The following is a 21,159-nucleotide window of genomic DNA, read 5'->3' as shown; positions in this document are numbered from 1 at the left end:
CAATGGTCAGTCGGCCATGCCCGGAAAGCGATCCTTTTTCAGCAGGGTCGACAGGTGCACGGCATTCGCCGCCGCCATCTGCGCGGTTTCGCGCGTGACCTTCGGGACTTCCTTCAAGTCCTTGAAGTCCTTCTTATTCATCGCCTCGCCGACCCAGTAGCAGGCCGAGGCCGGGGGGATCGTCCAGCCGACGTCATTCAGTGCTTGGCCCATCGCCGCAGTCGAGAAGTGGGCACCGTCCTCATTCCCGACGATCGCGAACAGCATGACCTTGCCGTAGGCGGGAGTCCGGCCCGCGTCGTCGGTTTCGCTTAAGAAAGCGTCCATCCGCTCCATGACGCGCTTTGCGATGCTCGACGGCTGCCCCATCCAGATGGGCGTTCCAAAAATGAGGATGTCCGCGGCGAGGATCTTCTCGCGAATGCCCGGCCAGGCATCGCCATCGCCCTCGTCCGACGTCACGCCCGGCTTAATGTCATGGTCGGCGAGCCGAATCGTCTCTTTGACCGTCACGTCGGATTTCTTGAGATAGGAGGAGATCAGGTCGATCATCGCGTCGGTCGAACTCGACTCGCCATCGCTGGCTTTGAGGGTGGCATTGATAGCGACGGCAGATAACGACATGCAAAAGCTCCTCGAATTCGATCGAGAAGCCTAACGGGTCAGCGACTAAAAAGTCGCGTCGGCCTAGAGAATGAAAATCGGGGTCGGATCGACGACCGGTGGCACCCTAACCGCGCGGCACTGCTGCGCACGAAGTCGCTGCTGGGCCGGAGTCGCCTGCCGCTGGGGATCAGGCTTCGCACACACCTGCTTCTTCGCTGGCTCAGCAGCCAGCACCGCACCCGGCAAGAAGGCCGCGGCTGCCATCAAGGCAATGGTGAATGTCCCCCGCATAACGGCAAGGTAACGCCTGCGAGCCTGAACGGCAAATGAATCGTCGAGGACCTAGACCAGACGCGATTGCTTGAGCGCGGCGCCGACGAAACCGGCGAACAGCGGATGTGGTTCGAAAGGCCGGCTTTTCAGTTCGGGATGGAACTGGACGCCAATAAACCACGGATGGTCAGGCCGCTCGACGATTTCCGGCAACTCGCCGTCGGGCGACAGGCCAGAGAAGACGAGACCACCTTGCTCGAGCGACTCGCGGTAGTGCGAGTTGACCTCGTAGCGGTGACGGTGACGCTCGCTAATCTCGGTCGCACCGTAGATAGTGGCGACGTGACTGTTGCCCTTCAGCTTGGCCGGATAGGCGCCAAGGCGCATCGTTCCGCCAAGGTCGGTGTCGGCGGATCGCTTTTGCAAGCCCTCTTCGCTCATCCACTCGGTAATGAGGCCCACGACGGGCTCGGGCGTATGGCCGAATTCGGTGGTCGACGCTTCCGAGATGCCTGCGGTGTTCCGCGCACCTTCGATGCACGCCATCTGCATGCCGAGGCAGATGCCGAAGAATGGCACCTTGCGTTCTCGCGCGAACTTGACGGCCGCGATCTTGCCCTCGCTGCCGCGCTCTCCGAACCCGCCCGGAACCAGAACACCGTGGAGCGGCTCCAGTTCGGCCGCGAGGTCGGCGCCGTCGCGTTCGAACAGCTCGGCGTCGAGCCAGCGTATGTTGACCTTGACCCGGTTGGCGAGGCCGCCGTGGACGAGCGCTTCGCGTAGCGACTTGTAGGCGTCCTGAAGTCCGACATATTTGCCGACGACGCCGATCGTCACCTCCCCTTCGGGATGGTCGACACGGTCCATGATGTCCTGCCAGCGCGTCAGCTCGGGATCGGGAGCATCCTCGATCCCGAAGACTCGTAGAACCTCGTCGTCGAGTCCCTCGGCATGATACTGCAGCGGAACGTCGTAGATCGAGCGGGCGTCGAGGGCCTGGATGACCGCCGACGTGGGGACGTTGCAAAACAAGGCGATCTTGGCGCGCTCGGCCTCCGGGATCGGTCGTTCGGCGCGGCACAGGAGGACATCGGGCTGGATGCCGTAGCTCGTCATCTCGCGCACGCTGTGCTGGGTCGGCTTGGTCTTCAGCTCGCCGGCGGCGGCGAGATAGGGAACCAGCGTCGTGTGGACAAAGACTGACTGGCCGCGGCCAAGGTCGTTCTTCAGCTGGCGAATCGCTTCGACGAAGGGAAGACTCTCGATATCGCCGACCGTCCCGCCGATTTCGCAGATGACGAAGTCGAGGCCGGCGACGTCGGCGAGCGCGAATTCCTTTATGGCGTTGGTGACGTGCGGGATGACCTGTACGGTCGCGCCGAGATAGTCGCCGCGGCGTTCACGTGCGATGATGTCGCGGTAGATGCGGCCCGACGTGATGTTGTCCGACTGGTGAGCCGAGACGCCGGTGTAACGTTCGTAGTGACCCAGATCGAGGTCGGTCTCCGCGCCGTCGTCGGTCACGAAGACTTCGCCGTGCTGATAAGGGGACATCGTCCCCGGATCGACGTTCAGATAAGGATCGAACTTGCGAATCCGGACCGAAAAGCCACGAGCCTGGAGGAGTGCCCCGAGCGAAGCGGCCAGCAGGCCTTTGCCAAGCGAAGAGACCACGCCGCCGGTGATGAAAATATACCGCGCCATGGGAGACGAGCCTTAGGGATGGGGCCCGCCTGCTGGCAAGCGCCCGAATCAGAAAGCGATGAAAAAAGTCGCGGTTGGGTTACTGGGCGACCGGGACCGCGGGGACGGCGTCGTTGCCCGTCGGAGCAACCGCGCCCGGCTGCGCGGGAGCCTGCTGGACGGGTTGCAGTGGCTGCTCGCGAGCAAGCGACGTGTCGACCGTGGTCGATTCGCGCGACACGCCGGCGACTGCCGCCATCACGATGCACAGGACCACGAACAAGCCGCCGAGGATCGAGGTAGCGCGCGTCAGAAAATCCGACGCGCCGCGCGCCGTCATCAGGCCGCCCGACGAACCGCCGACGCCAAGACCGCCGCCTTCCGAGCGCTGCATCAGAATGACGGCAACGAGCGCCGCGGCGACCAGCGTCTGGAAGATCAGCAGAAATGTGAACATGTCGGATAGCAGCCTGGAAAAAGATGATGTGGCGCGCAGATAGACGCGGACGTCCGAAACTTCAACGCGCGACCGCCGCCGCCCCCACGATCGGCACGAAGTCGGCCGCGGTGAGGCTTGCTCCCCCGACCAGCGCGCCGTCGACATCGGCTAGCGCGAACATGTCGGCGGCATTCGAGGCCTTGACCGAACCGCCATAGAGAATGCGCATCTTCTCGCCGTCCTCGCCATAAGCAGCGACCAATCGCGCCCGGAGCGCGGCATGCATTTCGGCCACGTCCTGCGTCGACGGGACCTTGCCAGTGCCGATCGCCCAAATCGGTTCGTAGGCGATCGCCAGCATCTTCGGCAGGTCGCCCGCTGCGGGCGGCAAGGACGCGTCGAGTTGCGCCGCCACCGTGGCGACGGCGTCACCGCTCTCGCGAACCGAATCGCTTTCGCCGACGCAGAGGATCACTTTCAGGCCGGCAGCGAGTGCCGCGGTCGCCTTGGCGCGAACATCGGCGTCGGTCTCGCCCTGCGCTTCCCGCCGTTCGCTGTGCCCGACGATCGTCAGTGCCGCGCCCGCATCGAGCAGCATCGAGGCCGAAACACATCCGGTGTGCGCGCCTTTCTCTGAGGAGTGCACATCCTGCCCGCCGATCGGCGTTTCCGCCGCTCTGGCGGCCCGTTCGATCAGGGTTGCAGGAAGGCAGAGCGCGACGTCGACCGTTTCGAACCGGCATCCGCCGTCGATCGCGGCAATTTCGGGCAGGTCCGCGGCAAGACCGTTCATCTTCCAATTGCCCGCCACCATCATCCGCCGTGCCATGTTGCCCCCTTGAAGGTTGTTCGACGCGGCGGGTAGCAAGCGGCGCGCCATGCGCCAAGGCGTTGAACCTTGCGGCGGGCCTCTCTAAAGGATGGCCGCCCGTCCCTCGCGAGAACCCGCCTTCCATGCTTTCCTTCTTCCGCAAGTCGTCGAAGTCCACGCTCGGGACGATCATCCTCGTCGTCTTCCTGCTCGCCATTGCCGCGTCCTTCGCGCTGGCGGACATCAGCAACGTCCGGTCGGGGCCGCTCGGCGGAGGCGTCGGCGGATCGCTGGCGGAAGTCGGTGACGAAGAGATCACGGACCGCGACATGACGAGCGCGATGCGCCAGGCGCTCAATCGCCTGCAGCAGCAGAATCCCGAAGCGACTTATGCGGACCTCGCCAATGACTTCGGCGCGATCCTGAACAGCCAGATCGACGAACGCGCGTTGTTGGCTTTCGCCCAGGACCATGGCTTCGTCCTGTCGAAGCGCGTCGTCGATGCTGAGATTGCCAACATCCCGCAGACACGCGGGCTCGACGGAAAGTTCAACCAGCAGGCCTTCGACGCCTTCCTTCAGCAGCAGCAGATGACCGACGCCGACATTCGCCGGCTGCTGAACGCCGCGATCATGCAGCGGCTGGTGCTGGCGCCGGCCGCGGTCGAGGCGCGCATCCCGGTCGGCGTGGCGCGTCCTTATGCGTCGATGCTGTTGGAACAGCGGTCGGGACAGATTGCGCTGGTCGAAACTGACCGCTTCCGTGCAGGCCTTAATCCGACCGACGGCGACCTCCAGTCCTTCTACGCGCAAAATTCGCAGCGCTACATGGTTCCCGAGCAGCGCATCCTCCGTATGGCGCGGATCACGCCCGCTGCCGTCACCGCAGCGCCGACGGATGCGGAGATCGCCGCTTATTACCGCGCCAATCAGGCGCGATATGGCGGTGCAGAGACCCGAGTGCTCAGCCAGGCAGTGGTACAGGACAAGGCCGTCGCCGATGCCATCGCGTCGCGTGCCCGCGGCGGAGCGGCCTTCGCCGCCGCTGCCGCGCCAGCCGGGCTCAGCGCCGAAGATGTCAGCGTCGGCCCGCAATCGCGCGCGGACTTCGCTTCGCTCGCCGGTGACAACATTGCGGCAGCGGCATTCGCGGCCGCGAACGGCGCCATCGTCGGGCCGATCCGCTCGGACCTTGGCTGGCACGTCATCCGCGTCGACGAAGTCCGCGCTGCGTCTGGACGCAGCCTCGAGCAGGCACGAGGCGAAATTTCCACCTTGCTAGCGGCGAACAAGAGCAAGGAAGCGCTCGCCGACACCGTGACCAAGGTCGAAGAAGCTATCGCCGACGGCGCCAGCTTCGCCGAAGCCACCGCCGCGGCGCGCCTGCCCGTCGTTACGACGCCGGCAATCACCGGAGCGGGCGCTGCTCGTTCGGATGCGGCCTACCGCTTTCCTGCCGATCTGGCGCCGGCGCTGAAGGCGGCTTTCGCGCAGGAAGCCGGCGATGACCCCGAAGTCGTAACCTTGCCCGGCGACGCGGGATACGTCCTGGTCGGCGTGGATAGCGTGATGGAGGCAGCGCCTGCCCCCCTCGCCCAGATCCGCGATCGGGTTCGTGCCGACTGGATCACGCGGAAGGCGTCCGATCGCGCCCGCGCCGTTGCGAACGGCATCGCGACCAAGGTCGCTCGCGGCTCGAGCTTCCAGCAAGCGATTGCCGGGGCTGGCGTCCCCCTTCAGGCCGCTCAGCCGATCAGCGCCCGTCGCCTCCAACTTTCGGAAGCCAATCCGGACGCGGTCGCGCCGCTTCGGATGCTGTTCACGCTGGCGCAGGGGAAGAGCCGCCTCGTTGCCGATCCTCAGGGACGCGGGTATTTCGTGGTGAAGACCGACAAGATCGTACCGGGCAATGCGCTCAGCAATCCCGCGCTGATCGCGCAGACCCAGCAGGCCTTCCAGCAGACCGCCGCCGACGAACTCGCGCAGCAGCTGCTCGCCGCAATGAAGGCCGATCAAGGCGTCCGTCGGAACGAGGAAGCGATCACCGCTTCTCGCCAGCGCATTACCGGCACCGGGAACTAAGCGATCGATCGCCCGGATGGCGGGATGACGGCGCCTGCCATCCTGATGCTCGACAATGTCGACAGCTTCACCTTCATGCTGGTCGATTATCTGCGTCATCTGGGTGCCGACGTGATGGTCGTCCGGAGCGACGCAGTCTCCGTGCCCGACGCCTTGTCGATCGGTCGCGACGGCGTCGTCATTTCCCCCGGCCCCGGCGGCCCCGAGGATGCGGGCATTTCCGTCGACCTCGCGCGAGCATGCGTCGAGCGGCGTCATCCGCTGCTCGGAATTTGCCTCGGCCATCAGGCGCTTGCGGTCGCGTGCGGGTCGAGCGTCTCCCGAAGCGGCCCGGTCCATGGCAAGATCGCGACGGTTTCGCATGACGCCACCGGCCTGTTCCAAGGGCTGGCGTCACCGATGCCGGCGACACGTTATCATTCGCTCGCCGTGCCGGACCCGCGACCTCCGTTGATCGCGAACGCATGGAGTAGCGATGGCGTGGTGATGGGGATGCGCCACGTCGACGCGCCGGCGCACGGGGTTCAATTTCACCCTGAAAGCGTCGCTTCGGATCACGGACACGCCCTTCTCGACGCCTTTCTGCGGATCGCCTCGACCAACGCTTGACGGCCATCCATATGTTTCCTACACGTTCCCCGTTCGTTCCGACACGGAGACACCAATGCTCACTTCCAAGCAGCATGAGCTGTTGAATTTCATTCACGAACGTCTTTCCGCGACTGGCGTCAGCCCCAGTTTCGACGAGATGCGCGAAGCGCTCGACCTTAAGTCCAAGTCGGGGGTCCATCGCCTGATCAGTGCGCTGGAAGAGCGTCAGTTCATCCGCCGTCTGCCCAATCGCGCGCGGGCGCTCGAAGTCACGCGGATGCCAGACGTCGCCGTGACCGCTCCTGCCCCCAAGCCGATCATCCCCGCAGCGGCGAACGACACGATCGAGATTCCGATGCATGGCCGGATCGCGGCGGGTACGCCGATCGAGGCGTTGCAGGGAACCGAAGGCTTTGCCGTTCCAGCGGCGCTGCTGGGCCCGGGCGAACATTACGCGCTCGAAGTCTCCGGTGACTCGATGGTCGAGGAGGGCATTCTCGATGGCGACTTCGCGCTGATCCGGAAGGTCGACACCGCGCGCGACGGTGAGATCGTCGTGGCGCTGATCGACGAAGCGGAGGCCACGCTCAAGACCTTCCGCCGCGAGGGCCAGATGATCCGGCTCGACCCCGCCAACCGCCGCTACGAAGCGCAGCGATATCGCCCCGACCAAGTCATGATCCAAGGTCGCCTCGCCGGCCTGATCCGTCGTTACTGACATGGCGCGGATCGACTATGTGGAGTTGCCGAGCCTGACGGCGCATGAATTGACCCGCGCGTTCTACAACAAAGCGTTTGGCTGGACCTTCACCGATTATGGCTCGGATTATTCGGCGACGTCGACCGGCGACGTCGATGTCGGTCTTAACGGGCATGACGAGGAATCCCTTTCGGCACCGCTGCCGGTGATCCGGGTCGACGATATCGACGCCGCTTTCGACCAGGTCGGCAAGGCGGGGGGCGTGATCGCCAAGGCAATCTTTTCCTTTCCCGGCGGTCGCCGCTTTCATTTCATCGACCCGTCGGGCAGCGAACTCGCCGTCTGGAGCGACCGCTAGGGCTTAGCAAGCATTCGTGGAGCGGACACCGCCGCCCACGGATGTGCGGCGATCCGGTCCGCTACGCTGTCAATCCGGGGACCGTCGTCGAGATAGATCGACACGCCCCCGCTTTTCTCGAGGGCGGCGCGGTCGAGCTTGAGCCAGCGCGGCATTCATCCTTCGGGCAACCGCCGGCTCGCCACGACGATGTCCGCATCGGCACATGCCTGCGTCAGCGTGGTCCAGTCGATCCGGTCGCGACTGCGGATCGCGAGCAATCGCCATGCGTGACTGCCCGATGCGACGTCGGCGACGCAGCTGTCACGGTTGCAGCGGGCGAAGCGTTGCTCCTGCAACGCCAAGGGGTCGCCGTCGTAGGCGGCCGCCTCGCTCATCAGGTCGCGAACGAAGTCACCGCTGCGGCTACGCAGAAGGACCGGAACGCCATCGTCGCGGACCAAGGCCAGATGCTGACCATCGCCGGTGACCAGGATATCCGGTGTCGGCGAGGATACGGCGCCGACCAGCCCCAGCCCAATCGGTAGACTGCCCCACAGCCGGATGCGGCTCCGCCAAAGCCCGAGCCAAAGTCCGCCAAACACGCACATTGCGAAAGCGCTCCGCGGCATGGTGGGAAGCATCGCAACCGCGCCCTTGGCCGATCCGACCGCGTGGGCAAGATCCAGCATCCACTCCGTGACCCAGCCGGTCGCGATCCACAGCGGCTTTCCGGCACCGACGGTGTCGAGCAACAGCGCGCCCGCTTCGAGCGGCATGATGACGAACGTCGTTAGCGGGATCGCGACCATGTTGGCGACGACGCCGTAAAGCCCGGCCTTGTGAAAATGGTAAAGCGCGAAAGGCATCAACGCGAGTTCGACCACCAGTCTCGTCAGGAGCAACCTGAGAAGGCCGCGAAGGAGCTTGGCCGGCCATATCTCCTCACAGCGCCGTGCGGACGGGCGTCCAGTGGTGAAGTGCGATGATCGACGTCACCGCCGCAAAACTCAGCTGGAAACTCGCGCCGGCGATCGCTTCCGGACGGAGGAGCATGACGATGATCGCACCGACCGCGAACAGCCGCAGGCTGATGGCGTCGCGCCCCAGGGCGATGCCGGCCAAGACGAGCACGGCCGCGATACAGGCCCTGACGGTCGGCACCTGCATTCCCGTCAACAGCGTGTAGCCGATCCCGGCAATGGCACCGAACCCCGCCGAAACCAGCACCAGATTGACCCGTAGCGCGAGGCGCTCGCTTAACGCTAGCAGGCGGAGCGAAAGCAACATCGCCGCGCCGACGACCGCGGCAATATGCAGCCCGCTGACCGACAGCAGGTGTGCGAGGCCCGACCGCCGCATGGCCTCGGCATCCTCCTCCCCGATCGCCGCCTGATCGCCGGTCGCCAAGGCGGTGGCGATTCCTCCCGACGCGCCCGGAAGCTGCGTCTGGATGTGCGTACCAAGCCGTTCGCGAAAGGAATCGAGGCTGTGCGATCGGCCTGCCTCGACCAAGCGGGGCTTGCCTAGGGCGCGGCCCACCCCGCCAATGCCTTGAAACCATGCGTCGCGGGCGAAGTCATGTCCTCCCGGCAAGGCCATCGGCGGCGGCGGCTGCAGCCGCGCTCGAAGTTCCAGCACGGCGCCCGCGGATACTCCTCTAGGCGCGTCTTCGATGGGCAGTGAAACCCTGACGCGAGGTGGCAGTGTGCTGCCCTGCGGCGCTAGCGTAAGGCGCAAGTCTCCCTTCGCCGCCCGTGTTTCGACCCGCTCAACGCTTGCGGTGAAGTTGACAACCTGCGGCCGATCCAACCGGGGCGCCGCGACATCGGTCGCGCGCCACCAGATCAGCGCGCAACCGGCCATCATCGCCAGTCCCGCGACGAGCGCCGATCGTCCGAGCCGACTTCCCCTCCCCGTCAGGCCTGCGGCGGCCACCGCGGCTGCAAAAGCGAGGAAGGCCGCCCATTGCGACGGCCCGGGAAGCCAGAGCCACGCCGCAATGCCGCTACCGAACGCGACGGCAAACCAAAGTGGAAGCTGCGCTCGTTCGAGTTCGAGGAATGTTTCGATGCGAGCCAGCAGGCGGAACCCTCGGCCGCGAACGCCCTCTTCGGCCTGTTCCGCCCCGGCATCCTCTATGTTAGGGGCGCTGACCCAATCCATCCGGGCACAAGACAAAGGAAAGTGCGCTTCGGCGCAAGCGACAAATCGATGACCAGCGCCACCCCTTCCCCGACCCCCGTCGTGACGCGTTTCGCGCCGTCGCCGACCGGCTATCTGCACATTGGCGGCGCCCGCACGGCGCTGTTCAACTGGCTGTTCGCCCGCCACCACGGCGGCCGCTATCTGCTCCGGATCGAGGACACCGATCGGGCCCGCTCGACCCAGCCAGCGATCGACGCGATCCTCGATGGTCTGTCGTGGCTGGGAATCGAAGGCGACGAGCCCCCCGTGTTCCAGTTCGAGCGGAGCCAGCGTCATGCCGAGGTCGCCCAGCAGTTGCTTGATTCAGGCGCCGCCTATCGCTGCTACCTGACCAACGAGGAGCTGGCCGAGCGCCGCGCGGCGGCACAGGCCGAACGTCGCCCTTTCCGTATCGTCAGCGAATGGCGAGATCGTGCGCCCGGCGCGTCGGAGGAAGGAAAGCCCTTCGTCGTCCGCATCCGCACGGAGGAAAAAGGCGAGACAGTCATCGACGATCTGGTGCAAGGCCGGGTCACGGTTTCCAACGCGGAGATCGACGACTTCGTCCTGCTCCGCTCGGACGGGACGCCGACGTACATGCTAGCGGTCGTCGTCGACGACCACGACATGGGGGTCACGCACGTGATCCGTGGCGACGACCACCTCAACAACGCGTTCCGGCAGCTTGCCATCCTCCGCAGCATGAATTGGGCTGAGCCGGTCTACGCCCACATTCCGCTGATCCATGGCGCCGACGGTGCGAAGCTGTCGAAGAGGCACGGTGCGCTTGGCGTGGACAATTATCGCGACGAACTCGGCATCCTGCCCGAAGCGCTGTCGAACTATCTGCTTCGCCTTGGCTGGGGTCACGGCGATGACGAGATCATTTCGCGCGATCAGGCGGTCGAATGGTTCGACCTCGACCACGTCGGCAAGTCGCCGTCGCGGTTCGACCTGAAGAAGCTTGAAAATCTCAACGGCCATTACATCCGCGAAGCCGACGACGCGCGCCTTGCCGACCTGCTGGCGCCGCGGATGAACCTGGACGACGCCCAGCGCGATTTGCTCCTAAAGGCGATGGCTGAACTGAAGCCCCGCGCGCATGATCTCAACCAGCTTGCCGAGGGCGCGGAATTCCTGTTCGCCGCCCGTCCATTGCCGATGGAAGAGAAGGCCGCCTCCCTGCTGACTGCGGAGGCTCGCGAGCACCTCGCGTCCGCCCACGCGGCACTTTCCGCCCTCGTCGACTGGACGCATGATTCGACCGATGCTGCAGTGCGGGAGGTTGCGGAGAGCAACGGACTTAAGCTAGGAAAACTCGCTCAGCCGCTTCGAGCGGCGCTAACGGGCAAGACGACCTCTCCGGGCATCTTCGACGTCCTCGTGCTGTTGGGCCGAGACGAAAGCCTTTCCCGGATCGCCGATCAAATGCTGGAGCCGACTGCATGACCGACAAGACCGCGCACCTGACCACTGCTGGCGGGGAATATGACTACCCCGTCCTGAACGGATCCGTCGGCCCCGACGTAATTGATATCCGAAAGCTCTACGGTCAGACCGGTCAGTTCACCTACGATCCCGGCTTTACGTCGACGGCTTCGTGCCAGAGCGCGATTACGTACATCGACGGCGACGAGGGTATCCTCCTTCACCGCGGCTATCCGATTGACCAGCTGGCAGAGAAGTCGACCTTCATGGAAGTCGCCTACTTGCTGCTTCACGGCGACCTGCCGAAGGAGAAGGAACTCAGCGACTTCAGCTACACCATTACTCGCCACACGATGGTTCATGAACAGTTGGCGACCTTTTACCGCGGTTTCCGCCGCGACGCGCACCCGATGGCGATCATGTGCGGCGTGGTTGGTGCGTTGAGCGCATTCTACCACGATTCCACCGACATCACCGATCCGAACCAGCGGCTGATTGCCTCCCACCGGCTGATCGCCAAGATGCCGACGATCGCGGCGATGGCGTATAAATATTCGGTCGGACAGCCGTTCCTCTTCCCGCAGAACGACCTCAGCTACACCGGCAACTTCTTGCGGATGACCTTCGGCGTTCCGGCCGAGAAGTATGAGGTCAATCCGATCATCGAGAATGCGATGCGTCGCATCTTCATTCTGCACGCCGATCATGAGCAAAATGCGTCGACGTCGACCGTCCGCCTTGCCGGTTCGTCAGGCGCGAACCCGTTCGCCTGCATCGCCGCGGGCATCGCCTGTCTGTGGGGCCCGGCGCATGGCGGCGCCAACGAGGCCGCGCTCAACATGCTTCGCGAAATCGGTTCGGTGAAGCGGATCCCGGAATATATCGCCCGCGCGAAGGACAAGGACGATCCGTTCCGCCTGATGGGCTTCGGACACCGGGTCTACAAGAATTACGATCCGCGCGCGAAGGTGATGCAGCAGACCGCGAAGGAGGTTCTCAAGGAACTCAACCTGTCCGACCCGGTCCTCGACGTCGCGCAGGAACTGGAGCAGATCGCCCTCCACGACGAGTATTTCGTCGAGAAGAAGCTCTATCCGAACGTCGATTTCTACTCAGGCATTATCCTCAACGCGATCGGTTTTCCGACCGACATGTTCACCGCGCTCTTCGCGCTCGCGCGCACGGTCGGATGGGTTGCGCAGTGGAACGAGATGATTTCCGACCCTGAGCAGAAGATCGGCCGCCCGCGCCAGTTGTACGTCGGCGCAACCCAGCGCGATTACGTGCCGGTCGGCGAACGCTGATCTAGGCGCTGCGAAGCGTCAGGGTGAAGCAGGCGCCTCGCCCGGGGCGCCCGTCCAGCTCGATCTCGCCGCCCATCGACCGGGCAAGGCGCCGCGCGATGGCGAGGCCAAGTCCGGTCCCGTCAGGCGCTTCGCCGACGCGCTCATAGCGTTCGAAGATTCGTTTCTCGTCGACGAGGGCGATTCCCGGACCCTGGTCGGTGACCGTTATGGCCACTTCCTCGCCGCGCCGATGTGCAGCGATGTCGACCAGCCCGCCGTCGGGCGAATGGCGGATCGCATTGTTGACGATGTTGACGAGGATCTGGACGATTGCACGCGGCTCTCCGTGCGCCAGCAGCGCATCGGCCGCACCCGTCACCGCGACGATGATCGACCGTTCCTCGGCGCGCGCCTCTGTCAACTGCACCGCCTCGGCAATGGGGCCGCGAAGATCGATGACGTCGGCGCTCGTCGGCTGCTCTTCGGTCATCGCCTTGATTACCGAGAGCAGATGCCGGCCCGCCGCCGCGATGTCCCCGGCATAGGTTGCATAGTCGCTACGCAAGGGACCCTCGGTCCGTTCGACGATCCGGTCCGCCGCGGAAATGATGCGATCGAGAGGCGACCGCAACGCTTCGTTCAGCGCAGGATCGAAAGATGCCTGGCCGTCGCGCTGGTCCGAGGCTCCCTCGAAGTGCGCGTCGATCTCGAAGCCTGCGAACTTCCCGCCAGCAGTCTCCTTGGGATTTGCTGAGAGGCTAACGATTTGCTCGGGGTTATTCCGAAGGTGCGCCATCTGCCCTGCGAATGCCTGCCCGGTCCCAAGGGCGGAAAGCAACGGCATCGCGCCCTGCGCGTCATCTCGCAGTTGGAAGAAACGGGTAAGCGGTTCGCCGACGACCTCGCCCTCGTCCATGCCCAAGAGGGCGAGCAGGCCATTGTCAGCACTCAACACCTGCAATTGAGGATCTGTCGACAGGCGAAGGGAGTTGCTTGCCGCGGTATCAGCGCCCAGTTCCGGCTCATTACCGACCAGCGTCAATCGTGGCGGCAGCGGTGACCGCGCAGTCCATCCTTCAATTGCCAGCGACACTCCCTCCTGGTCAGGCACCGCCTTCACCCATAGGTCCAGATCTTCGGTCGAGGAGGCCGCGATGATCGACCGGGATAGCGGCACCCCGAGCCGGATTGCAGTCCTGACGACCATCGCCAGTTGCGGCAACGCAATCAGCGCGCCGAGGTCGGACCCCGCTTCGCGCTGCAATCGGAGGAGTCGCGGATCGGCTTCGATCAGCCGACCATCGCGGTCGACCCGCCCACTCACCGGATCTCCATTGAGGGGGACGCTAGCCATTCGACGCTTCGATCTGGTCGCGTGCCGCCCGATAATGCGGGTCCAGCCGCATCCATTGCCGACACCGCTCGACGCGACCTTCCTCAATCTGTTCGAACTCGCCGATCGCGCCCTCTGGAGCCGATCCGGCCAGAAGCGCTTCGAAGGCAACAAGGATCTGAGCGGCCGTCGTCCGCGCGCACCCCGCCATGCGCGCAAGCATCATCGCCTGGCCACCACTGAACAGCGACCATCCGTCGACCAGATCGACACCGGCTCGGCGAGATAGGAGGGCGACGAGCAAAGGCGCTTCACCTTCGTTGGCGAGGCGAACGACCGTGTCGTCTCCAGCGCGACCGGACGCATCGAGAACCCGCGCAAGCGCCGCGACCGCCGCGTCGAGCCGACGGCCCTCGTCGTGACGCGACAAAAATCCCGCCGCCGACTGCGCGAGTGGAAGATCAGCATCGTCGTCGAGCGATTCGCGCAGGGCGGCCGCGGTTGCATGAACGACCGCAACGGCGTCCTCGGCCGAAAGATCGTCGAACTCCAAGCCCAGACGACCGAAGCGATCGCGCCGTCGCCCCCTTGCGATTGTCAACGCCATGGCCGCCGCAGACACGTTCGGATCGGCGTCGGAGACCATCTGCGCCACCACTCCGTCTGACCCTGCTTCGTGTCGACCCGACAATTGCTGCTCGTCCGCGCGGCGCAACAGCAAAGATAGAAGCTCGGGTCGGTCGAGCAGGCGAGCATTGCGCAGGCGACGGTAGGCCAAGTCGCGCCCCTGCTCGGCTCGGGCAGCGGTCAGTGCAGGCATGCCCGCAATCAGTTCGTCAGCAACCTCGGCGATCAGTCCGCGTAGCATCGCCGACATCAGCGATCGTTCCTCGTCGCTCAGCCGTTCCTGCTCGTCCAGGAAGAAATCGGCTCGCACGGTGTCGAGCCGGTTCGCCCGCGCGCGACGCGCAGGCGAAACCGGACGGCCGGTCGATGTGTCAGCAAGGGGCCAGTCCACGGGCATGCCGGGCGTCATAAAACAAATGGAGTTAACGGCCAGTCAATCGCGATCGAGCCGGTGCCGAACGTGCTGGGCGGTGAAGAAACTCGCCGCCGCGTAAAGCGCCGCTGCGCCGAGATACGCACTGAACCAGCCCAACGCTGCGAATGGCACGGCGAGCCAGATCGCCGTCCGACGGGAAAAGAGCCACTCGCCGGCCGGGATCGTGCGCCCTTGTCGCTCGACCCGCATGGCCTCTGCAAAAGCGCCTGCCGAAAGCGCCGCCACCATCGCGCCCCACCCCGACCCGTGCCGAGCCTCGAACCAGCCGAGCGCAAGGAGCGCGAGGCCTGCGGCGGGCCACAGCAGACGACGCGCCGGCTTGCCGGGAGCCAACGGACGTAGGCGAAGATGGGCAAGCCGCTCCGCTACCAAGTCGAGCGGCGTCGACAGCAGCAGCAGTCCGAGCGCTGGCCAATGCCAGCCGCGCGTGAAACAGAAGGCAGCCACGACCGTCAGCACAAGCGCGCCGTGGAGTAGCCAGTCGGGCCGTAGCCGTGTCTCCATCAGCTTTTCGGTCGCGACTTCCTCGACGATCGGCAGGAGATAGCGCGCCACGACGTCCTCTCGCGCCGTTCGCGAGGCGACGATCAATCGCCGTTCGAACCCAATCATCGATTGCGCGTCGATCGCCAGAAATGGTCCGCGCCCGTCTCCGGTCGCGGATGGTCGTAACTTCGCGCCTGCCTGGATCGCGCGGCGAAGCAGCGTCGACTGCAAATCCCAGTCGCCAAGCATCGCGACGGTCGCACCGAGCATCGCCGAGTCGACGCGGGCGAGCCCCGCCCAGCGCTGGCTTCCGTCGATCCGTTCGAATGGCTCATTCTCGCTGGCGTCGGGGACGGTCAGAATCGCCGGATCGACCTCTTCGGCCAGAAGCGCGAGGTCGCCCATGTCCGGCGCGACTCCGTCCGCCAACAGCAGGATATCGGTGCCCGCCTCGAAGCGGCTAGAGGCCTCCATGCCGTCGCTGACCGGGATGACCGAGATCCCCTCGCCGCGCAGGCGTTCGAACGCCTCGTTGAGCGCAACGGGGATGCGTTCCACCAGGACCACCAGCGGCGCGGCACCAGCGGCGGCGAGGCAACGCGCCTGATATTCGATCAGCGTCCGGCCGGCGAGCGGTAGCAGCGCGCGCAAACCGCCCGCGTCATCTTCCTGATAAGCACCGATGAGGGCGCCGAGCGCCATTCTTCATTCCCCCACGCAGCGGGCCCGCTGCCCTGCCGATACATAGGCCACCGCCGCCCCAACTTTCCACCCCGCCAGAGACGGTTTGTCGCTTCCCCCGCCCAACAATGTTGGTAAACTCCCTGCTCATGAGCATCAGCCCTTATCGCGTCCAGAGCGAGCCTTCGGCCCCGAACACCGACGAACCCGAGCGGGTCGAGAGCGGAGATTATCAGCCCATGGGCGATTTCTCCCCCGTCGACTGGTCGGCGAGGCAGGATGAGGATGAGGTCGCCAGTCCCGGCGGCCGCCAGGTGCTGGGGTGGGCACTTGCGCTGCTGGCGGTCCTCTGGACCGGCTATACCGCTTGGTCGGCGGGCCGCGTCCTTTCCGATCAGCCGCTGTCGAGCCCCGCCGTCGCCCAATGGGTCGCCATCCTGACGGGGCCGCTTGCGCTGATGGGCCTAGTATGGATGATCTTTGGCCGGACCCGGCGGAAGGAAGCCGAGCGCTTCACCCGCTCGGTGGTCGCAATGCGGACCGAGGCGCGCTCGCTTCACGACCTGCTTGGCGCGATGTCGCGGCAGATCGAGGCCCATCACCAGAGCCTTGGCCACATGGCGGGCGAACTCGTCGGCCTTGGCGACCAGACCGCGACGAAGCTCGGCGCGGTGACTGCCGATCTCGATGCCGGATCGCGCAAGCTGGCCGAGCATGGCGCCGCGCTCGACCGCGCCGCCGAAGCCGCGCGGAGCGATATCGGGGTCATCCTTGCCGACCTTCCACAGGCGGAAGCCGTCGCCACCCGAATGGCTGCCACCTTGCGCGACGCCGGGCAGGAAGCGTCGGCCCAGGCCGCCGGCTTCGAGCAACAGGTGGATCGTCTGGCGGCCGGAGCCAAGAGTGCTGACACCGTTGTACACGAAGCTTCCGAACGTCTGCTCACCCACCTGACGCACATCGAAAGCGCTGGAGCTGCCGCCTCGCTTCGACTGAATGAAGCCGGGTCGCAGACCGCCGCCGCCGTGGATGCACTACTCGCGCGTGCCGCGGACGCGCTGAGCGAAGTGCGCTCGGGCATCGATACGCAAGCCGAAGCCGTGACGGCGTTGATCGCGCAAAGCCAGGCAAGCATTGGTCGCGCCGGGATCGAAGCATCCGAACTACTCGGTCAGCGCCTGTCTAGTGCCGGCAGCTCGCTCGACGGACTGTCGAGCCGCATTGCCGAGCAGGAGCGACTGTCGCAGCGCATGATTTCAGAGCTCGACGCGGGCCTCGTCGCCCTCGACGAACGCTTCTTCGAATTGGCGAAGGCGGGTGACGAGCGTGCTAGCCATGTTCAGGTCGCGCTCAATCGTCTTCGCGGCGAATTGGAGCAATTGACCAGCGCAACAGCTGCGCAGGACGGCTCGATCGATGGGTTGGCACAGCGAACCGCCAATCTGCAGGAAGGAGTTGGCCGTCTCGGTCTCGTCCTGCAGGACGAACTCGCAAAGGTTCTTGGCGACGCCGAAGAGAGCGCGGCGCGCGTGCTCCATTCGGCCGAGGCCGCGCGTCCTCACCTCGATGCGATGCGTAGCGACGCGTCGGTCGCGGCCGAAAGGATCGAGGCGGGTGCCACCAACATCTCCGAGCAGCAGGACCGCCTCGCGGCGCTGATGACGACGGTGGACCTTGGCGTTGGACAAGCAGAGCAGCGTCTTGCCGAGCTAAGCGCGGCCATCGTCGCGACGAGCGGCGAAGCCGGCCGTCTGTCAGGCGAAACCGGCCCGGCTCTGGTCGCCGCGCTGATGCAGGTGCGCGAGGCCGCGAGCCATGCCGCCGAACGAGCGCGCGAGGCAATCGCCAAGATTATCCCAGACAGCGCGGATCATTTGGGACGTGCCACTCGCGAGGCACTGGAAGCGGCGGTCCGCGAAGGCGTCGAATCGAAACTGATCGAGCTCGACCAAGTCGCGACGCGCGCGGTCGAGACGGCTCGAGAAGCATCCGATCGCCTGACCTCGCAAATGCTTTCGATCGGCCAGAGCGCCTCCGCGCTCGAAGCGCATATCGAGCGCAACCGCGAAGCGCAGCGCAAGGACAGCGGCGAGGAGTTCGCGCGCCGGGTTTCGCTGTTGATGGATTCGATGAACAGCGCCTCGATCGACGTCCAGAAAATCTTGAGCGACGAGGTCGATGAAAAGGCATGGACCAGCTACCTCAAGGGCAATCGCGGGATCTTCACCCGCCGAGCGGTGCGTCTTCTCGACAATAGCGAAGGCCGTCCGATCGCCGCGCAATATGAAAGCGACGTCGAGTTCAAGGGGTCGGTCGACCGCTACGTCCACGATTTCGAATCAATGCTGCGCCGGGTCTTGGCAGAGCGCGACGGCGGGATGATTGCGGTGACCCTGATGTCGAGCGACATGGGCAAGCTTTATGCCGCCCTCGCCCAAGCCGTCGAACGCCGCCGCTAGATCGTGTCCTGCGCGGCGGGCGGGTTGAAGAAGTCGAGATCGTCGACGGTGACCCACTCGAACGCCCAGTTCGCATAGTAGATCGCGAACAGCACCAGCGCGACGATCGACGCGCGCAGCATGTGGCGCTTCAGATCGAATTTATGCGGCGCGCTATCGGCCTGACCCGGCACGAGCTCGGCACCGACTTCCTCGTCGGTGCGAACGCCGAACGGAAGCAGCAGGAAAGCCGCGCCGACCCAGAACAGGAAATAGACCGCGAGGGCCGAACCGATGCCCATCAGTCGAGCGTGAGCAGCGTCACGTCGACGATCGGCTTCTTGCCGGTCCACAAGGTTGCGCAGCGCCGGACCGCAAGCCGCACCGCCTCACGCATCCGCTCATCGGTCTGATCGCCCGAGATCGCCTTCGCGGCCGCGTCGGAAGCGTCAGCAACGAAGTCTTCGCGATCGGCCTCGACCGGTACGCCGAACGGTCGAACCAGCGGATTACCGGCCAAGCGCCCGTTGCGACTCATCGGAATGGTGACGGTGATCAGGCCGTTGACGCCGATCTTGCGCCGCTCACCGATCGTCGCGCCGTCGGCCGGAAGGATAACGTCGCCATCAAGGACCAATCGGCCAACGCGCGCGTCGCCAATCTTCCTCGGGCCCTTGGGCGCCAAGCGGATGACGTCGCCATTTTCCTGCACGATGGCCTGGGGAATTCCGTTCGACAGACCGAAGCGTGCCTGTTCGCGCAAATGGCGCGGTTCGCCGTGAACAGGAACGAGCATCTGCGGCCGGATCCACTTGTACATCGCCGCAAGTTCCGGCCGACCGGGGTGGCCCGACACGTGGACGTGTGCCTGGCGCTCAGTCACGATCAGGACGCCGAGCTCGCTGAGGGCATTCATGATCCGGCCGATCGCGACCTCGTTACCCGGGATCTGCTTCGACGAGAAGATGACCGTGTCGCCTTCCTTGAGCTTGATCTCGTGCGTGTCGAACGCAATCCGACCGAGCGCCGCGCGCGGTTCACCCTGCCCGCCCGTGGCGACGATCAGCACCTCGTTGCGCGGCAGCCGCATCGCCTCGTCGAAGCGGATGGGCTCAGGGAAGTCGCGCAGGTATCCGGTAGCCTTGGCGACCTTCAGGATCCGATCGAGACTCCGCCCCGCAACGCAGATCCGCCGCCCGGCGGCCTCGGCAACGCGGCCGAGCGTATCAAGCCGCGCCGCGTTGGACGCAAAGGTCGTGACGACGACGCGGCCGAGCGCATTCGTCACTTCCTGCAGCAGGCCGTCGTAGACGCTCGATTCGCTTCCAGAGGGCTCGGCCTGGAAAGTGTTGGTTGAATCGCAGACCAGTGCGAGCACGCCCGCATCGCCGATCGCCGACAATTGCTTCGGAGAAGCGGGCGTGGCGAGGACAGGCGCTTCGTCCAGCTTCCAGTCGCCGGTGTGAAACACCGTGCCGAGCGGCGTCTCGATGACCAGCCCGTTGGATTCGGGTATCGAATGCGCGAGCGGAACGTAGGTAACGCGGAACGGCGCGAGGTCGATTGAGCCGCCACGTTCGATGACGCGGAGTTTCACCTGACCGGTGAGCCCCTCTTCCTCCAGCTTCCCCGCGATCAGCCCGGCCGTGAATGGCGTGGCGTACAATGGCACCTTGAGGTCGGCGGCCATGTAGGGCAGCGCGCCGATGTGATCTTCGTGACCGTGCGTCAGCACGATGCCGACTAGGTCGTCCATCCGCTTTTCGATGAACTCTAGGTCCGGCAGTATCAGTTCGACGCCCGGATAGTCGTGATCGGCAAAGCTGATGCCGAGGTCGACCATCATCCACTTGCCGCGGCAGCCGTAGAGATTGACGTTCATGCCGATCTCGCCCGACCCGCCGAGCGCGCAGAACAGCAGCTCTTCGCCCGGGGTCATCGCACGGTCCTCTGCGCGAGCATTGCGAGGCCGCGAATGGTCAGGTCATCCTCGACCGCGTCGAAGGCGTTCGTGTGCTTGTCGAACAGGATGGCGAGTCCTCCGGTGGCAATGACCGTGACGGGCCGCCCGATCTCGGCCTTCAGCCTGCCAACCAATCCTTCAATCATCGCGATATATCCCCAATAGACGCCAATCTGCATCTGGTGTTCGGTGGTGCGCCCGACAACGCTATCGTCTTTCGGCGCTTCAATGGCGATGCGCGGCAGCTTGGCAGCCGCGGATACGAGCGCATCGAGGCTCAGATTGATCCCGGGCGCGATGATGCCGCCCTTGTAGGCGCCCGAATAATCGACGACGTCGAAGGTCGTCGCGGTGCCGAAGTCGATGACGACAAGGTCGCCCTCATGGACCGAATGCGCCGCGATGGCGTTGAGCGCGCGATCCGCACCCACACTGGAAGGATCAGGCACGTCGAGTGCGATCGGCCATCCCGCTTCGCCTTGCCCCGCAACCTGCGGCGTCACCTTGAAGTACTTCTGTGCGAGCACCTCGAGATTGTGAAGCGCGCGAGGGACCACGGTGCCGATGATGACCTTTGTCACCGCGTCCTTGGGAAAGCCTTCGAGTTCGAGCAGTTGGAAGAGCCACACGGCGTATTGGTCGGCCGTCCGGCGCGCATCGGTGGCGATGCGCCAGCGGGCACGAATCTCCCCGCCGTCGTCGACCAGCGCGAACACAAGATTGGTATTCCCGGCATCGATCGCGAGCAGCATGGCGGACCCCTAGACCGACTT

21 protein-coding genes are annotated in these 21,159 nt (G+C 65.1%); 7 read left to right on the top strand and 14 right to left on the bottom strand.

Annotated features, from left to right (window positions below; translation table 11 throughout):
• Positions 1–6 precede the first annotated feature (6 nt).
• The 5 genes from SH584_RS00385 to tpiA form a co-directional block, all read right to left on the bottom strand.
• Positions 7–624, bottom strand: coding sequence for a flavodoxin family protein (locus SH584_RS00385; RefSeq protein ID WP_324807681.1), 618 nt, complete (start codon positions 622–624; stop codon positions 7–9).
• 63 nt (positions 625–687) lie between these two features.
• Positions 688–870: a hypothetical protein gene (locus SH584_RS00380; protein WP_322840744.1), complete on the bottom strand. Its 183-nt coding sequence runs from the start codon at positions 868–870 to the stop codon at positions 688–690.
• 78 nt (positions 871–948) lie between these two features.
• The gene (locus tag SH584_RS00375) at positions 949–2,583 is read right to left on the bottom strand and encodes a CTP synthase (protein WP_324807678.1); all 1,635 of its coding nucleotides are present in this window, start codon (positions 2,581–2,583) and stop codon (positions 949–951) included.
• 79 nt (positions 2,584–2,662) lie between these two features.
• Positions 2,663–3,019, bottom strand: a complete 357-nt coding sequence (secG, locus tag SH584_RS00370) for a preprotein translocase subunit SecG (RefSeq protein WP_322840746.1) — start codon at positions 3,017–3,019, stop codon at positions 2,663–2,665.
• 61 nt (positions 3,020–3,080) lie between these two features.
• Positions 3,081–3,830 (bottom strand): triose-phosphate isomerase, encoded by a 750-nt coding sequence (tpiA, locus tag SH584_RS00365; RefSeq protein ID WP_324807676.1) that lies wholly within the window; start codon positions 3,828–3,830, stop codon positions 3,081–3,083.
• Positions 3,831–3,955: 125 nt separating this feature from the next.
• Between tpiA and SH584_RS00360 the strand changes: the two genes are divergently transcribed.
• The 4 genes from SH584_RS00360 to SH584_RS00345 are packed head-to-tail and all read left to right on the top strand — an operon-like array spanning position 3,956 to position 7,542.
• On the top strand, positions 3,956–5,893 hold the full coding sequence (locus SH584_RS00360; protein ID WP_324807675.1) for a peptidylprolyl isomerase: 1,938 nt from the start codon (positions 3,956–3,958) through the stop codon (positions 5,891–5,893).
• Between the two features lie 24 nt (positions 5,894–5,917).
• Positions 5,918–6,502: an anthranilate synthase component II gene (locus SH584_RS00355; protein WP_324807673.1), complete on the top strand. Its 585-nt coding sequence runs from the start codon at positions 5,918–5,920 to the stop codon at positions 6,500–6,502.
• 55 nt (positions 6,503–6,557) lie between these two features.
• Positions 6,558–7,202: a transcriptional repressor LexA gene (lexA, locus tag SH584_RS00350; RefSeq protein ID WP_324807671.1), complete on the top strand. Its 645-nt coding sequence runs from the start codon at positions 6,558–6,560 to the stop codon at positions 7,200–7,202.
• 1 nt (position 7,203) lies between these two features.
• The gene (locus SH584_RS00345) at positions 7,204–7,542 is read left to right on the top strand and encodes a VOC family protein (RefSeq protein WP_324807668.1); all 339 of its coding nucleotides are present in this window, start codon (positions 7,204–7,206) and stop codon (positions 7,540–7,542) included.
• Here SH584_RS00345 and SH584_RS00340 read toward each other — a convergent pair.
• The 3 genes from SH584_RS00340 to SH584_RS00330 form a co-directional block, all read right to left on the bottom strand.
• The gene (locus SH584_RS00340) at positions 7,539–7,697 is read right to left on the bottom strand and encodes a hypothetical protein (protein ID WP_324807666.1); all 159 of its coding nucleotides are present in this window, start codon (positions 7,695–7,697) and stop codon (positions 7,539–7,541) included. The two genes, SH584_RS00345 and SH584_RS00340, sit on opposite strands and share 4 nt — an antisense overlap.
• Entirely contained in the window at positions 7,698–8,390 is a 693-nt protein-coding gene (locus SH584_RS00335; RefSeq protein WP_324807664.1) for a ComEC/Rec2 family competence protein, read from the bottom strand. It lies immediately after the preceding gene.
• A 76-nt stretch (positions 8,391–8,466) separates the two neighbouring features.
• On the bottom strand, positions 8,467–9,687 hold the full coding sequence (locus SH584_RS00330) for a ComEC/Rec2 family competence protein (RefSeq protein ID WP_324807662.1): 1,221 nt from the start codon (positions 9,685–9,687) through the stop codon (positions 8,467–8,469).
• Between the two features lie 48 nt (positions 9,688–9,735).
• Here SH584_RS00330 and gltX point away from each other — a divergent pair, with 48 nt between their 5' ends.
• Entirely contained in the window at positions 9,736–11,157 is a 1,422-nt protein-coding gene (gene gltX, locus SH584_RS00325; protein WP_324807660.1) for a glutamate--tRNA ligase, read from the top strand.
• Positions 11,154–12,440: a citrate synthase gene (locus SH584_RS00320; RefSeq protein ID WP_322840754.1), complete on the top strand. Its 1,287-nt coding sequence runs from the start codon at positions 11,154–11,156 to the stop codon at positions 12,438–12,440. Before gltX ends, SH584_RS00320 begins: the two co-directional genes overlap by 4 nt.
• Position 12,441: 1 nt before the next feature.
• On the opposite strand, the gene SH584_RS00315 is transcribed toward SH584_RS00320, so the two are convergent.
• From SH584_RS00315 to SH584_RS00305, 3 genes are all read right to left on the bottom strand, one after another.
• A complete protein-coding gene (locus SH584_RS00315; RefSeq protein WP_324807656.1) occupies positions 12,442–13,776 on the bottom strand; it encodes a PAS domain-containing sensor histidine kinase in 1,335 nt (444 codons plus the stop codon).
• A complete protein-coding gene (locus SH584_RS00310; RefSeq protein WP_324807655.1) occupies positions 13,769–14,692 on the bottom strand; it encodes a hypothetical protein in 924 nt (307 codons plus the stop codon). The genes SH584_RS00315 and SH584_RS00310 overlap by 8 nt, the downstream gene beginning before the upstream one ends.
• 123 nt (positions 14,693–14,815) lie before the next feature.
• Entirely contained in the window at positions 14,816–16,006 is a 1,191-nt protein-coding gene (locus SH584_RS00305) for a response regulator (RefSeq protein ID WP_324807653.1), read from the bottom strand.
• Between the two features lie 128 nt (positions 16,007–16,134).
• Here SH584_RS00305 and SH584_RS00300 point away from each other — a divergent pair, with 128 nt between their 5' ends.
• Positions 16,135–18,444, top strand: coding sequence for a coiled-coil domain-containing protein (locus SH584_RS00300; RefSeq protein ID WP_324807651.1), 2,310 nt, complete (start codon positions 16,135–16,137; stop codon positions 18,442–18,444).
• Here SH584_RS00300 and SH584_RS00295 read toward each other — a convergent pair.
• The 3 genes from SH584_RS00295 to SH584_RS00285 are packed head-to-tail and all read right to left on the bottom strand — an operon-like array spanning position 18,441 to position 21,138.
• Positions 18,441–18,725 carry a DUF1467 family protein gene (locus tag SH584_RS00295; protein WP_324807649.1) on the bottom strand — a complete coding sequence of 95 codons (285 nt, stop codon included), beginning with the start codon at positions 18,723–18,725 and terminating at the stop codon, positions 18,441–18,443. The two genes, SH584_RS00300 and SH584_RS00295, sit on opposite strands and share 4 nt — an antisense overlap.
• Positions 18,725–20,362 carry a ribonuclease J gene (locus SH584_RS00290; protein WP_324807647.1) on the bottom strand — a complete coding sequence of 546 codons (1,638 nt, stop codon included), beginning with the start codon at positions 20,360–20,362 and terminating at the stop codon, positions 18,725–18,727. The genes SH584_RS00295 and SH584_RS00290 overlap by 1 nt, the downstream gene beginning before the upstream one ends.
• Complete coding sequence (locus SH584_RS00285; RefSeq protein ID WP_324807645.1) at positions 20,359–21,138, bottom strand: type III pantothenate kinase; 780 nt, start codon at positions 21,136–21,138, stop codon at positions 20,359–20,361. The genes SH584_RS00290 and SH584_RS00285 overlap by 4 nt, the downstream gene beginning before the upstream one ends.
• Positions 21,139–21,159 lie beyond the last annotated feature (21 nt).

Origin of the sequence: Sphingomonas sp. LY29 (assembly GCF_035593985.1) — a bacterium.
In the GTDB taxonomy this organism is placed as follows: domain Bacteria; phylum Pseudomonadota; class Alphaproteobacteria; order Sphingomonadales; family Sphingomonadaceae; genus Sphingomicrobium.
This window is presented reverse-complemented; position numbering and strand designations above follow the sequence as displayed.